Below are 14,826 nucleotides of genomic sequence, written 5' to 3'. Positions count from 1 at the left end.
TTTATTAATAGCGTTTTTAAAATTGCTCAAGTTCAAGTAACTTTAATTGTTATAAGCACTTTGGTAACGTAATCGAATCACTTTTTCAGATGTGCACGCAAATTCTGCTTGATACATGCAAAATGAGATACCTTCTACTGTGTTGCTCTGCGGTACAATTTCGATGATATAATCATGTCCATCATCTAAAGTTAGGAAGATTTTCCCATTATAGACCTCATACTCAAATTCACCTCTAAGCGGTATTGTTAAAAACCCCTTGAAGCCATCTCCATACCCAACCCACGCATTATTGTTTTCATCAATTAAATTAAAGTTAGTATGGATATGCGTAAAACCGTCTTCGAAAGGTACCTCTTGCTTGCGCATTATAAAAAGCTCATGTGCTCCGCTTTCAACTCTATTCGCCCCTGTAAAATAAATTAATGAGCCGCTCTGCGCGATGGGCTTATATACATATTCATCATAAATTGAACACTGAGAACGGTCTTCGCACTTTCTAACATCACGCCCAAGTTGCTGGTCATAATAATGCCCTCGAATGAGCTTTCCATTTTCATAATAACCTTGCAATTTAGCAGTCTCAGTACCATGATGAATAGTCATATCATCATATATTTCCATGGCGGCAGTAAGCTGAGTGCCCTCGGGTGTATGCCCTAATCTCAGCCAACGGCCCACATAATCAGATTGTGTAAATTGAATTGGCTGGTGTTTGATCATCCAATTAGATATACCATAACTAAAGCTCGAATAAGGGTGAGTAGTACCAGTTTCCATAATAAATTGATACCCAACATCGATATCATCCACTACCGTAATTCGCTCTACGTCACTATAATTATAAACAAGCTTAAGAACATTCTCCCCCTCTAAAGACCAAGTAAACTCGTCTCTCTGGCCGTCAGCATTGTTAACTCTGTGCCCTATTTCATCTTCAAAGTGATATGTGTATAAGAAATAATCTGTTGATACTGACCATTGCCCAATCATATTATCTGGTGAGATTTGGATACCATTTCGAGCATCGACTTTATCTTTTATTGCTTCAGTGGTCCAAGTGCTCTGTATTCGACCTAAATCGTAGCTATTTCTAGTAATAGTGAGCTTAGATTTTTCACCGAGATTTTCGATTTCTACCCTATCAACTCTTTCAAATGCATAGATGGAAGTAAAGTCACCAGGCACAGACGTGAGAATGATTTTACTGCCAGCAACTTCAGCATTCATTCTAACTCGGTCATTCGGAGAAGCCTTAAACTCAACGGTACCATCCTCGTTTTGCTCTAAAGTGTAGTGGACTGATTTAATATCCCTTTTTTCAAAGAAATAGCTCACTTTCCTCGGTAAAGCTTCATATTTGTTAAACCAAACTTGTTTATTATGTTCTTGGCAACCCTGTGCAGCTTCAAATACACACACTTCAACATAATCGTCTGCTTCACTTAAAAAAGAAACACGCGTAACTGCCTCTTCAACTGAATACTCCAAGTAACCATCAACAATAGACATAGGATAGTCTATGCCATTCAGCGATATGTTATAGCCATTGCTATCATTTGAGTAAATACCAATTCTTTGAATATCACCAAATTCAGACTCTACGAAAAATGTCGCTTCCCCTCCAAGCATAGTCGAGTTAAATGCACTATACTCATTGTTAGCCGAATAGCGATAATGAAGTACTCGCTCAATGGCATTGCTTTGATCATCAGCCCCGAGATTTTCAACTACTTTTCGATAGACAAAGTAATGATTGTCCTCAATCGCCAGAAATTCATACTCCATAAATGCTCGAAGTTCACAGTTTGGGTTTAACTCATAACAAGTATGGAAGCCGTGGTTGGTATCTGCATACCATTGACGATAAAAACGGTTGTCTTCAAGCTTTCCGTGAGAATAAGGTGTAACTTCTGCAACCCCAACTTTAACGTTTAAATCAGGAAAAATACGTAAATCATGTAAGTCCTGTGTACGCCCAATAAAACCTGTCCATTTACCTATAAGCTGGTCTTCTGTCACATTTAAATTAGGCTGTTTAGCTAACATAATACCAGTAAGAGACACTGATTCAGGTACTCGGTCACCTTTATGGCTCTGCTCTTTTGCAATAGTATAAAAACCTGATGCTATAGACTTAGAGAACCAATATTGAGTACTAACCGTGTTTTCTTTACTTTGCTGGTCGATTACAAGTGAATTACCATCTAACTCCCAAAAAGCGTTTGCCTCTTGACCTTCTATCGTCACAGTACCATCTGCATTGAATACGTAACGATTGATTGGCCGTTCTGCAGCGCTAAAATTTTTGTCGCGAGCGTCGATTAACCATGTTTTGCCAACAAGCTCTTCACTGCTCAATTTCTGACCACGACTCTTGTCTAGTAATCTAAAGATGTTTTGCGTGTTTAAATCAGCAACTGGGTTTGGCACATCATCAATATACTCTTGCGCATGTGTATTTAACTCAACAATATTAACGCCTTGATTTACATGCAGTACCTCAAGTGATAGCAGTGAAGACTTCCAAGAGATTTGCGCAATTACAGCCTTATCATCGTCACCAATAATGATATTGTTGTTTTCATCACGTTTATATCGCTCAGAGCGGTAAAATATTGCCGGCTCAGCTAGTTCAACAACAAACTTTCCATCCACATAACTAACTTTGGTCACTTCCACCGAATTTTGAGCAACAAATCGTCCCTGCCCATTTTCATCCAGAGATAAATGATAAGCGTAATGATTATAATATTTTGGATGATATAATAAAAAATCTCCCTGAAGGGCTGTTAAATCTTTAGATGTGAGACTGTCATCATCTAATATTTGATCTTTAACTTGATCAAAATACTCAGGATTATTTGATTTAAGCGCTGCTTTAAACATCTCAGCTTGGTCTTCATTGCTAACAAGCTCCAACGTAGATGAAACCCCTTCCGGTAAATCGTATTCTTCAGAGTCCACGATGACTTTAATGACTGTTGCAAGATCTAACATGTCGTCGCCATCTATCGCCAGTAACGCTTCTCTTAAGCTCTCATCATCAGTTATCTCAATATCTGTTCGCTGTAAAAGTGCATATTCAGCCGTTGTTACATTAGTCACATTAACAGAGAAATTCTCACTCTTTGATAAAATAGCATCATCACCGGCTTGCTCCTGAAGTGCAGAAAAAGTACCAAGCTGAGAAACGAACTCGACTTCTGGTTGTGTGCTAGAACCAACTGCGACAACCTTTATCATTTCATCTATTTCACTTTCATCAACCTCAAGTGCTGCACTGTACTCCCCAAGTTCATTTGCTTCAACTTCAATACGAGAGTCACCCACAAGCAATTGAACTTGAGCATGCTGGATAGGGCTATCAGTCACTATACCTTGTAAAGAAAGGCTTTTAGTTATTCTTTTTAATGTAACTAAATGAACTTGAACAACTTTTTTCTCTGAGTCGCTTATCGCAGTGACTGTAAAATTCACTGTATGATCTTGATTGATATCAGGCACTGAGAATTTAACACTTTGCTCACCCTGTTCACTCATAGCTAAATTCAGGCTCGAATCATGTGTCCAATCAACTGATTCAATTGTCCCTTCACCTTCTACAGCCAATGTTAAGCTAAACTCGGTTTTCTCTTGCACCTCTGAAGGCCCAGTTACTGTGAAAGTTAATGGTGCAGGAGTTGGTTCTGGTATTTCTGGTATTAGCTCAGGTGCTGGCTCTGAAACTGGTGAAACTTGCTCAGAGACTACAGCTGGCACATTAAGCTTTTCCTCTTCTTTTGAACTTGAGCCGCCGCACCCGGTCAAGATCAATGACACTACTGTCGAAGCCAAAATAGGCATTTTATAATATTGTTTTATATACATATTTCGCTCAAAAATTAATATTTCCTGTAAAAACTCTTGATTTGTACGCATTATTGCTACATGCGCAAGATACTACAAATAAACATTAAAATAAAATTAAAAACACTTTTATAACTAAAGTTAAAAAAATCACACCAACAACAGCTCTTTACATCACCCAATAACGTATTGAGGCTAGCTATGAAATTAAATTATTTTTTATGTCACACCTTTGCTTTCTCTTTTGTCTAAATATTTGTCGTATTTGATTTGCTGTTACTTTTTATAAAAAAGCTATAAGCAACTAAATTTTAATGACTTATTTTAAATAAATGACGAAGTAAGGAAGAGTTATGAACCATCAAGAATTAGATGTACTGGCAACGATTAGTAGAATGACCAACGCTTTTAATCAAGGAGAGTTAGAAACCGTTATGGCGCAATATGAAACTCAAGCGGCCGTGGCCTTTGAACCTAATCAGTGGATACATTGTCGAAAAACGATTTCTGAATGCTTTAAAGAGGCACTTGCAATCAAACCAACATTTACATACCCAGACAAGCACAAAGTGATTATTGCTGGAGATATAGCCACACATACTGCAAACTGGGTTATGAATGCGATACTCCCTTGTGGGGAAGTAATACAAGAAAGTGGCTTGTCGGTCGCAACGCTCAGAAAACAGGATAACGGCAATTGGCTCATCGTCATTGATAATCCGCATGCCGACAAATAACCACACAATATAAAAAATAATAAATGGGCTTCAAAATATGAAGCCTTTGTTCAAAAGAACAGGGATAAAAAAATGAACGCTCACTTGTCGCATAAAAACTCACAAGAAATGCACACATTAATTCGTGCTGCTGTAGATGGGGATAAAGATGCGCTTGCTCGATTAATAGCTAGCATAAAAGATAAAATATTTAATTTGGCACTTCGCATGCTGGTAGACCACCAACAGGCCGAGGACATCACCCAAGATATTTTAATAAAAATAATGACCAATTTAAGTTCATTTCGTTTTGAGAGTAAATTTGAAACCTGGGTGTATCGAGTAGCCGCAAACTACCTCATGACTAGCAACAAAGCCAGACGTGCTGAATTGCACTTATCGTTTGAGACTTTTAAAACAGATTTGGAATCAGACTTACAACTTCCTAGCGAAGAATATACATCAAGGATGGATTATCAGGTTCTACTGAACGAACTTAGAATATCTTGCACTATGGCCATGTTATTATGCCTAAAGCCCAAAGCAAGGTTAGTGTATATTTTGGGTGAGATCTTTGAGCTGGATCACGCACAGTCTAGTGATATTTTAGCCTGCTCCCCTGCAACCTATCGTAAGCAGCTCCAGCGCGCCAGAAATGAAGTCGTCGAATTTACCCAGCAAAGCTGCGGCCTTATTAATAAACAAGCCCTGTGTCACTGCAGCAAAAAGTTACATGGTACCTGTAAAAGAGGATGTGTAAACCCAAGTAACCTGCGTTTTGCAAGCAACGAGCAAATCGATTTTATAGAAATTGAAAAGCGCTTATCACATACAACAGATACACTAAAAACACTGCTTTCTCAGCGCTCAATTCAAGCTTTCGAAAGCCCCACATCTCTTAGCCATATTCTCAAACACACACTAGAGCAGGCAAAATCTTTTTATCAGCAATCTCTGAATTAACACTATGCGATTTAGTTTTGTACTAAATCGCTTAACTATCAAAGAGATTTAGTCCAGTTAAATTCGTTTAACATTTTTGTCTTGGTTAAAAATAGTGAGATTTAGTTCTTTCACTAATTTATCTAATTTGGGGTGGTTATCTTGATTCAAAATTGTTTTGTATATCCACGTATAATAAGGGTTGCTTTCAAGCAGCGCTCTTGCTTCACGTTCACCAACTAATGATGCCATCGCTCGGTATTCTAAATAACAGACGATTAAATGTGTCAGTGTGCCTCCTTCATCCCCGCTTCCCATCGGCCTTTTATATTCGACAACCGGAAACTCTCTTTTTATCGCACCGCGGAATTCATCAATGCTGCCTTTCCCATTTAACACCACATGCCAGTGAAACTGCTCATGAAGAAACGTGGAAAGTACTCTTATATCACTTTCTAGATAAGGCCCTGCCGTATTCATTGTAAGTACTGGATGACTGTGGGGTACCCTTGCCTTTTCATTGACTAATACTTTACTTGTATAAAACCACTGTTTGATATCATATTCATCAATGAGTTTATCTAAGGTATTTTCTATTTTTATTTCTTTATCAGTTCCACTTGCTGTTATTATTGAAATATTTGCATTGGATATAAATGGTAGAGTAAATAAAAGTGCAAACATCGTGTTCTTTATCATTGTAAATCCTGTTTATTTTCTTATTTGCGCTAAAGAATACACACTTATTATAAACATAAGATGAATGATAATATAAGGAGGGCAGGATTGCGCATTTACAATATGCATCAATACTCAATCCCTTAACCCACTATATGTTGTAAATGTTATTGACGCTTTTTCAGAACAAAAGCGACAAGTAAAAATGCAACGCCCATTACCCCGTTGGTATAAAAATCAAGAGATAAACCAGCTTCAAAGCTTTTAAGTAAGGCAACAATCAACATGAGTGCCCAACAGCTGACTGGAACAAGTAATAAAAGTCCGATATTGCGAGTCGTACGCTCAACTAAGAATGCAACCGAGTTAAACGCAAAAGATATCATCATGAACACCATAAATGCCCCAATCAAAACCGCAAACCCAGTTGATGGCCGACCAGTAATACCGTCTCCAAAAACCGATAAAACAAATATCCACATGGACGCAAGTACCAATGACGTCAGTGACATAACCGCAAAACATGCCCCGCTAATGGCAAGCTTACGAGCTTGGCTCACCGCTCTAGGGTACAGCTTCAAAACCCCCAATGTACAAGAGCCCAATGCGATAATTGCGGGCACTGCTGCCCACAGTAAAGACATCTGATAACCTGAAAAATGCCTCATCCACAAGCAAACTGTATTAATTAACATGCAGCACCCTGCAATCAAAAACAATCTCGTATCCCAACGTGTTGCGCAATGCTCTGTGTTATGCGTGTTCATCATCTTTTCTCCCACTGGTATTTAGTTACTAATCATCACAATTGGCTATTTGCAATATGCTTGCTCCGTCATCACAGCCCGTGATTTGATGAGCTCAGTATGTGGGAAAAAATGGCCAAAAGCGTTCTAATGGGCCCGTTCGGTCTTTTTATTACAAATATTTTCAATAACTTATAGAGATGGAAATTAACTAGATTGAAAACAATCGATTATCGATGTGCTCAAAAGGACAATATAAATTGAAAGGATGGCTTACATTTCACAGTTCATAAAACACTTTTAAGACTGAGAAATACGCTGCCTAGCTAGCCATCGCTCGACTAGGACAACAGTCTTTGAAAGGGACAATACCTCAGTCACTGTCAAATCACAGGTATGACGAACTTGTTCAACCACATTTGCATAAATAGCGCTTAAATAGTCGTCATACACATGAAGATATTTGGATATGGCATTACGTGAATCAACATGTGGCGTATTGATATTCCTGGTGATCACACGAGACAAGCAAACCTCTAAAGGCAAATCGAGCAAAACAACGTAGTCAATATACTTTGATATCTGAGCCCTACACCGACCAAAAGGCTCTTCTATAAAAATATAAGGCGCACCACATGACAGTGTAAGTTCTTCAAGTGCTCTGATAAAAGCGGGTGTTTTAATCTCGTTGAGATCCACACCAGATTCCAACCACATCTTCATATCCTTAGGGTACGTGTGCGCGTTTGTGTACTCATCAAAAAGTAAATATGGGCAATTAAGCTTATCTGAGATAGCTTTTATTAAGGATGTTTTGCCACAGCCTGATGCTCCACTTATCGCAATAACCTGTGTTTTTAGCATTTAGCAACCCATACCGCATATTAATGTTTGGCAAATAATTTGCAGCGCCATGTCAGCCCAACCATGACTATCGCCAGCAAATTAACTGTGATAGAAAAAGCATCAAAATTAAATGATGCACCGATGGCAGAAAATGGATTCAATCCGATACTCAACTCTCCCCATTTGACTGTTGCTATTTGCAGTAAACTAAGAATTAATATCGGTTTTATCATTCGTAAAGGGGTATATTTCCAGTGATATAGGATGTATACATATAACCCCACTAAAAAGGTCATATAACCTGCTTTAATATAACCAGAATCATAAATAAAGCTATTACTCTCTGTTACGAATAAAATTAAGGTAACTAGGCTTAATAAAACCGTTATCACAAGCAATACAAAATTAGATTTATAGCTTTTCAATTTTTTAAGCCGACCTTCAACTTCTAACTGCATTGCTTACTTTGCCCTTTTTAATGTCTCTAAATCACAGCCAACGATGGCATCTAGGTGCTCAGTCACCTTTTCTACTGGCCAATTCCACCAAGCAATATCTTGAAGCATATCAATTACATCTTGCTCAAAACGCATTTTAATCACTTTGGCTGGATTTCCTCCCACGATACTGTAGGGAGGCACGTCTTGGGTAACCACCGACTTGCTAGCAATGATGGCCCCATTACCGATTTTAACCCCTGGCATAATGGTAGATTCATACCCAATCCAGACATCATTGCCTATTTCTGTATCGCCTTTGAAAGGTAACTCACCACCCGTCGGCATGACTTTCTCCCAGCCATGACCAAAAATTTGAAAAGGATAAGTCGAAAAGCCTGACATTTTATGGTTCGCGCCATTCATAATAAACTTCACGCCAGTGGCAATTGCACAATACTTGCCAATATTTAGTTTATCGCCAATAAAATCAAAGTGATATAAAACGTTCTTCTCAAAATTTTCGGGCCCTTCTGGATCATCGTAATAAGTGAAATCGCCAACATTGATATTGTCTGATGTGATAAAATTTTTTAAAAAACCTACTTGAGGAAAGCCTGCTAGCGGATGTTTGTTACTTGGATTTGGTCCTGTCAAAAGTTCTTCCTTACTGTGTTTTTATAAATCAAACTGTAATTTTTCTGGTGGCACATGTTCAACCAACCAGACTTGATTTTGCGTTTTGTAAAATTTTACACCTTGCATACGCATTGCTTTGGCATCAATGCCCAGTAAAATTGCTTTGCCGTAACGCCTACCGACTCTCATTGCCGTGTCTTTCGACTCTGTCAAATGCACATGATGCCTTTGACCCTTTATCAAGCCGGTCTCTTTTATTGACTCAATAAATCGACTTGCAGTGCCATGAAATAAGATATCAGGAGGTATAGTGGCTTCTAATGCCAGATCAACATCAATTGAATGCCCTTGGTTAGCGCGTATCATTTTGCCATCTTCGCTGATGGCAAAGCGCTGTTTATCATTAGCATCAACAATCGATTGAATAAGTTCTAGAGATAAAGCGTGTTCATGAGAGTTATTGGTTAAATCATCTATTAAGGCCCAGCCTTGATTATTTAATTGAAGATTTGCTAGCTCCAGCTTATGTCGTAAAACTAGACTTAGGTATTTAGATATTTTTTTATTATTCATCAGTGCTTAATTTATCCTAATTACGAGGATAAATTAAGCACTATTTTATAAAATATTAATTCAAAATTCCCTCAATAATGACTTAGCTGAAGATATCGAATCATTGGCGGAGCCGACATAAACGATTTAAGCTGCTCTAAGACGCCGTTATCACTAATGAATTGCATGTATTTTTGATGATGAGAGACACTTTGCCAGTCTTCATCAATTACCATCACAGCGCTTTGCTCATCAAAACTGATACTTACCCGCTCACACCCAGAAAAACCTCGTACAGTAGGTACATTGGCCAATAAAAACGTGTCTAATTCACCAGTTTTACCCTGTGTCAGGTTACACTCTATCACTACTTTTACAGACATACTCCGCTCCGATTTATTAAAGTGGTAGTGAGTATACCTATGACGAATTTATTGAATGCTGCTAACACAAAAAAATACCGTTTTTCGGTCAAAGCCGACTTTTTCGCTCAAAACTTAATACCATCTTGCTTTGGCGTTTCACCAAACTGGCTTTTATACGCTTTAATAAAATGAGAAATATTGGTGTATCCGACTTCTAATGCAATATCTGTGATGGATAAATTCCCTTGCTCAACCAATGTTTTTGCATACATCACCCGTTGCTTGATGAGCCATTGCTTGGGCGGCTCGTTAAACAACTGTTTAAAATCTCTTTGAAAGCCAGAAACACTGCGGCCAGATAGTTTCGCTATATCTGCAACTGAAAACTTTAACACTGCTTTATTCTCCAGTAACCTCTTGAGGTTTCTTCTCGCTGGTAAAGAATGATCGGCAATATTCAAAATCGACACTAGCTCATCGCCCAGTACGTGTAGCAATAGGTGCAATAGCTCCGTGAGTTTAAGATTTAATATAGGCGTTATATCTATCTCTTCATCAACACACATTCTCAGCTGTTCAAAATAGCCGCTGATCAGACTATGCTCCATGTGTACTGAAGGGTTAATTTGCTTCTGCCCTTTTGGCCTCAAGAGCTGATTAGAAAATATAAACTGCTCGACAATGCTCCTATCAAAAAACACCAACCAAGCCTTTAAATTTTGCGCACTATGTACAAAATCAGAGTGCAAGTTTTGCCCCTGACAAAGTAAAACTGACTGCCCGCTACTGAGCTCAATAGCTTGATTATCCCAACAGGTGAGTGTCTCTGCGCCAGCTTCCACATAGACTAAGCAAAGCTGGTTGGTATAAAACTCGATATCAAGTAAGTTCTGCTCTAAGTCTTTGCTATAAATAGCCGAGCCGTTCAGTGCAGCCAGCTTGCATACATCAGAAAGTGCTCCCAATGCTTGTGGGATCACCAATATATTCTGCTGACAATAGTTTGCCGTATTCATCCTTGCCGCCTTATAACCTTTAAAAATGACAAATAAGTTACATGCAGCTAATTTAGACTATTTTACTACGGTTAGTGAAGTACGATTTAAGAATTAAACGCACTTCCCAATAATTTAATTTGCGTGGCTTTTACATCAATCTGCAAATCACAACCCAGCGGTAAAATCACCTGAGGATCTGTGTGTCCAAAGTCTAAATTGGTGACAATCGGCAAGCTATGGCACTCAAATTCATCTCGAACAACAGACAGAATCACCTCATCCAGCTGGGCTTTTTCATCTGCATTGTAATCCCGAGCACGACCGACCAATAACCCAGATAATTGTTCAAAAACGCCCATCACACCATAATTGCGCAACCAGTATTTCACATAATCAAGGGAAGGTTTCTCTTGGGAGGTCTCTAGAAATAATACTTTGCCTTGCCAAAAATCAGCAGCAGGCCAAAACTGTGTACCTTTTAACATTTCGAGTACTTCAATACAGCCACCAAAGAGCTGCCCAGATACTTTGTCTGTATCAGCCAAATTACCACCAAAAAATCTTGGCCCAACATTCTTTTGTATCGGGTTTAGTTGACCAGCTGTTGAAGCGTCTGACCAATCTGGATACCCGTCATAAAAGTGCACAAATGTTGGCAAGATTGCGTCCACTAGTTCACCATATAAAAACGCTTTAACGTACGCTCGATACTCGTCAGACAGATTGTGCAGCTGAGCAAACCCCGCCATAACGGACGGCCCATTAAATGTTACTAAGCCTAACTGATTTAAAAACACTGAAACCGCAGAAAAGTCAGAGTAACCCATAAATAATTTGAGATTCGCTTGAATCATTTCAGGGTCTAAGTACTTTAGTATACGCGCAGAGTCTTCTCCGCCAATCAAAGAAATAATCCCGTGCACATTATCATCTTCGAAGGCGCGATTAATATCTTCCGCTCGGGCTTTTGGGTTCTCAAAAACGTCTTCAGCACTCATTTGGGTCGTCGGATACTCAAGAATATTAAACCCCATTTCAGTGAGGTTTTTAATTCCCATTTGATAAATATGCGGAAAAACGCAAGACAGCCCAGCGGATGGTGCCAAGATGGCAATATTACTGCCTTTTCGTAACGGCTTTGGCTTAATCATTCACATCCCTTTTATTCTGTAAACTTCAATATACTGTCTATCTTAATCAGTTGATGAGGGAAAGGAAACAGCGATTGTAATAGATGAAATGGTCAGTGTAAAAGCACACACTAATACTGAATAAAAGTAGATGTGGTTATAGCTATAGAAGAAGTATAAAAGCCCTAAACTGAGTTAGGGCTTTTAATATTTAGCTTATTTTTTCGCTGCGATAGCTGCACGCGCTTTATGCAGTTTTGTATAGCTTTCAATCAGTTTAAGGTGCTTATCTAGCCCTTCTAACTGCGTGTTTGTCTCTGTTAGGCCGTAAAACTTCACATCGCCATTTATTGAGCCAATCACGTTATCCATATTTTCTTGTCCAAACATGCGAGTCAGGTTATAGATATAGTCTTCAATTTCTAGCTCTTCATCGAGGGCGATTTCAAGCACTGTGTGCATCGCTTGATAGAAGAGTCCACGCTCAACGGTGTTGTCGTTGTATTGAAGGAAAGACTCAACCAAGTCCATAGTTTCTTCTAAGTCACCTAGCGCCAAGTAAATCAGTAATTTCAGCTCTAGGATGGTTAGCTGACCCCAAACTGTATTTTCGTCAAACTCAATACCGATCAAGGTGATTATATCTGTGTAGTTATCTAGCTGGCTCTCTTCTAAACGGTTCACCAAATCCGCCAACTCTTCATCAGACAGTCTGTGTAAGTTAAGAATATCTTCACGGTACTGCAGTGCTTTATTGGTGTTATCCCAAATAAGGTCTTCAGCTGGATATACTTCTGAATAGCCTGGTACAAGAATACGGCAAGCCACTCCTAAATCTGTAAACTCAGCAATATATGCTTCTTTACCAAGATCTTTTAAGATGCCGAATAGCTTGTCGCACTCTTCTTCGTTTGTGCCTGAGAAATCCCACTCAACAAAGTCATAGTCTTTCTTCGCACTGAAGAAGCGCCATGAGATCACACCGGTTGAATCAATAAAGTGCTCAACAAAGTTTTCTGGCTCAGAGACTGCCATGCTGTTAAAAGTTGGACGAGGTACATCGTTTAAGCCCTCGAAACTACGACCTTGCAGTAGCTCAGTTAAACTGCGCTCCAACGCGACTTCTAAACTTGGGTGTGCACCAAATGACGCAAATACACCGCCTGTTTTTGGATTCATCAGCGTCACACACATCACTGGGAACTGACCGCCTAATGATGCATCTTTTACCACTACTGGGAAGCCTTGCGCTTCAAGCCCCTTAATACCGTCTACGATACCTGGGTATTTAGCAAGCACCTCTTCAGGTACATCTGGTAATACAATTTCTTGTTCTATGATTTGCTTTTTAACTGCACGCTCAAAGATTTCAGACAAACATTGTACCTTGGCTTCTGCCATGTTGTTGCCCGCACTCATGCCGTTACTTAAGAACATGTTTTCAATTAGGTTTGACGGGAAGTAAACCGTTTCACCATCTGAGTGACGCGTATATGGAATTGAGCAAATACCGCGCTCAACATTACCAGAGTTTGTATCTATCAGGTTTGACCCTTTGAGTTCGCCCTCTGCGTCATACACATCGCGCGTGTATTCGTCTAAAATCTCGCTCGGTAGTTCATCGTTTGGACCCGGCTTAAACCACTTTTCATTTGGATAGTGTACAAAGTCGCTGTTTGCAATTTCTTCACCGAAGAATTGGTCATTGTAGAAGAAGTTGCAGTTCAAACGCTCGATGAATTCACCCAGTGCTGAACAAAGCGCGCTTTCTTTCGTCGCACCTTTACCGTTGGTGAAGCACATTTGCGACGCCGCATCTCTGATATGCAGTGACCACACATTTGGCACGATGTTACGCCATGACGCCACTTCAATTTTCATACCCAAATCAGACAAAATACCCGTCATATTGGCAATCGTTTGCTCTAATGGCAGATCTTTACCAAGAATAAATGTGTTAGCATCTTGCTCTGGGTTCACCATCAACATAGCTTGCGCATCATCGTCTAAGCTTTCAACATCTTCAATTTGAAAGTCAGGGCTCGTTTGAATGACCTTTTTAACCGTACAACGGTCAATTGAACGCAGGATGCCCTTTCTGTCTTTTTCAGAAATGCTCTCAGGAAGCTCAACTTGGATCTTAAAAATTTGGTTGTAGCGGTTTTCTGGGTCAACAATGTTGTTTTGTGATACGCGAATGCCATCTGTCGGGATGTCACGAGATACGCAGTAAACCTTCACGAAGTAAGCCGCACAAAGTGCTGATGAAGCTAAGAAATAATCGAATGGGCTCGGCGCAGAACCATCACCTTTATAACGGATCGGCTGATCGGCAATGACACTAAAATCGTCAAACTTAGCTTCAAGTCTAAGGTTGTCGAGAAAATTAACTTTAATTTCCATTGAATTCTTCCACAGTTTTGTGCAGCTGCTCGGAAACGCGCCCCAACAGCAAAAAATTATCTTAACTGTGCAATTATCTTCTTTTTCGTGCCATTAGTCTTGGGTTAATTGCAAATATCAGTAAATAAAGTTGGCTTTCATCCACCAAACAACAGAGTTGTGGGTGAAATTCATACTTTGACTCAACCAAGTACCCTAAAAGAGCACTTAAACCACCAAGTTAACTGAGGGCATATTAGACGCCCTGCTGCACCATCCCTTTTATTTTCAGTGCTTTTTCAAAATGATCTAATTGGTGCGTTTGGATCCACCATGTTGCCGCTTCCATCAATAGCTCGGGATCGCTATTTTTGTTCGCAAAAAAAGCATAAAATGATACCCCGACGCCCTCTCCTTTTTTCTCAATTTTCTGTTCACACACTTGAATGATTTTATCTCTAAGGCTTTGTCTCATAATAATTTTATTATTTTAAAGTTTTCGCCATGTTACTTGCATTGCGCCCATTTCTCAATCGCTGTCAGATA

General features: G+C 39.3%; 14 protein-coding genes. 2 read left to right on the top strand and 12 right to left on the bottom strand.

The genetic code is table 11. The annotated features are described in order from the left end of the window. Positions 1-42: 42 nt before the first annotated feature. On the bottom strand, positions 43-3,921 hold the full coding sequence (locus L1077_RS10685; protein WP_237136836.1) for a COG1470 family protein: 3,879 nt from the start codon (positions 3,919-3,921) through the stop codon (positions 43-45). A gap of 281 nt (positions 3,922-4,202) precedes the next feature. Between L1077_RS10685 and L1077_RS10680 the strand changes: the two genes are divergently transcribed. Together L1077_RS10680 and L1077_RS10675 are read left to right on the top strand one after the other, a co-directional pair. Continuing rightward, a complete protein-coding gene (locus L1077_RS10680; protein ID WP_237136835.1) occupies positions 4,203-4,586 on the top strand; it encodes a YybH family protein in 384 nt (127 codons plus the stop codon). A 72-nt stretch (positions 4,587-4,658) separates the two neighbouring features. After that, entirely contained in the window at positions 4,659-5,528 is an 870-nt protein-coding gene (locus L1077_RS10675; RefSeq protein ID WP_237136834.1) for an RNA polymerase sigma factor, read from the top strand. Positions 5,529-5,585: 57 nt separating this feature from the next. Here L1077_RS10675 and L1077_RS10670 read toward each other — a convergent pair whose 3' ends face one another. From L1077_RS10670 to L1077_RS10620, 11 genes are all read right to left on the bottom strand, one after another. Then, positions 5,586-6,206: a hypothetical protein gene (locus L1077_RS10670; protein ID WP_237136833.1), complete on the bottom strand. Its 621-nt coding sequence runs from the start codon at positions 6,204-6,206 to the stop codon at positions 5,586-5,588. Positions 6,207-6,352: 146 nt separating this feature from the next. Continuing rightward, positions 6,353-6,955 (bottom strand): hypothetical protein, encoded by a 603-nt coding sequence (locus L1077_RS10665; RefSeq protein ID WP_237136832.1) that lies wholly within the window; start codon positions 6,953-6,955, stop codon positions 6,353-6,355. 276 nt (positions 6,956-7,231) lie between these two features. Then, positions 7,232-7,795, bottom strand: a complete 564-nt coding sequence (locus L1077_RS10660; RefSeq protein WP_237136831.1) for a hypothetical protein — start codon at positions 7,793-7,795, stop codon at positions 7,232-7,234. A 20-nt stretch (positions 7,796-7,815) separates the two neighbouring features. After that, positions 7,816-8,235, bottom strand: coding sequence for a hypothetical protein (locus L1077_RS10655; protein ID WP_237136830.1), 420 nt, complete (start codon positions 8,233-8,235; stop codon positions 7,816-7,818). Positions 8,236-8,238: 3 nt separating this feature from the next. Then, positions 8,239-8,871, bottom strand: a complete 633-nt coding sequence (locus L1077_RS10650) for a Vat family streptogramin A O-acetyltransferase (protein ID WP_237136829.1) — start codon at positions 8,869-8,871, stop codon at positions 8,239-8,241. A 21-nt stretch (positions 8,872-8,892) separates the two neighbouring features. Beyond that, positions 8,893-9,426, bottom strand: coding sequence for an RNA 2'-phosphotransferase (locus L1077_RS10645; RefSeq protein WP_237136828.1), 534 nt, complete (start codon positions 9,424-9,426; stop codon positions 8,893-8,895). A 71-nt stretch (positions 9,427-9,497) separates the two neighbouring features. Further along, positions 9,498-9,788: a hypothetical protein gene (locus tag L1077_RS10640; protein ID WP_237136827.1), complete on the bottom strand. Its 291-nt coding sequence runs from the start codon at positions 9,786-9,788 to the stop codon at positions 9,498-9,500. Between the two features lie 107 nt (positions 9,789-9,895). Next, on the bottom strand, positions 9,896-10,786 hold the full coding sequence (locus L1077_RS10635) for a helix-turn-helix domain-containing protein (protein ID WP_237136826.1): 891 nt from the start codon (positions 10,784-10,786) through the stop codon (positions 9,896-9,898). An 86-nt stretch (positions 10,787-10,872) separates the two neighbouring features. Continuing rightward, entirely contained in the window at positions 10,873-11,919 is a 1,047-nt protein-coding gene (locus tag L1077_RS10630; RefSeq protein WP_237136825.1) for a S66 family peptidase, read from the bottom strand. Positions 11,920-12,114: 195 nt separating this feature from the next. Further along, positions 12,115-14,301, bottom strand: a complete 2,187-nt coding sequence (locus L1077_RS10625) for an OsmC domain/YcaO domain-containing protein (protein ID WP_237136824.1) — start codon at positions 14,299-14,301, stop codon at positions 12,115-12,117. Positions 14,302-14,536: 235 nt separating this feature from the next. After that, complete coding sequence (locus L1077_RS10620) at positions 14,537-14,755, bottom strand: DUF6500 family protein (RefSeq protein ID WP_237136823.1); 219 nt, start codon at positions 14,753-14,755, stop codon at positions 14,537-14,539. Positions 14,756-14,826: the final 71 nt, after the last annotated feature.

Source organism: Pseudoalteromonas luteoviolacea (assembly GCF_021654285.1).
Lineage (GTDB): Bacteria > Pseudomonadota > Gammaproteobacteria > Enterobacterales > Alteromonadaceae > Pseudoalteromonas > Pseudoalteromonas luteoviolacea_J.
Note: the sequence above shows the minus strand (reverse complement) of the source record. Positions and strands in the feature narration are given on the sequence as shown.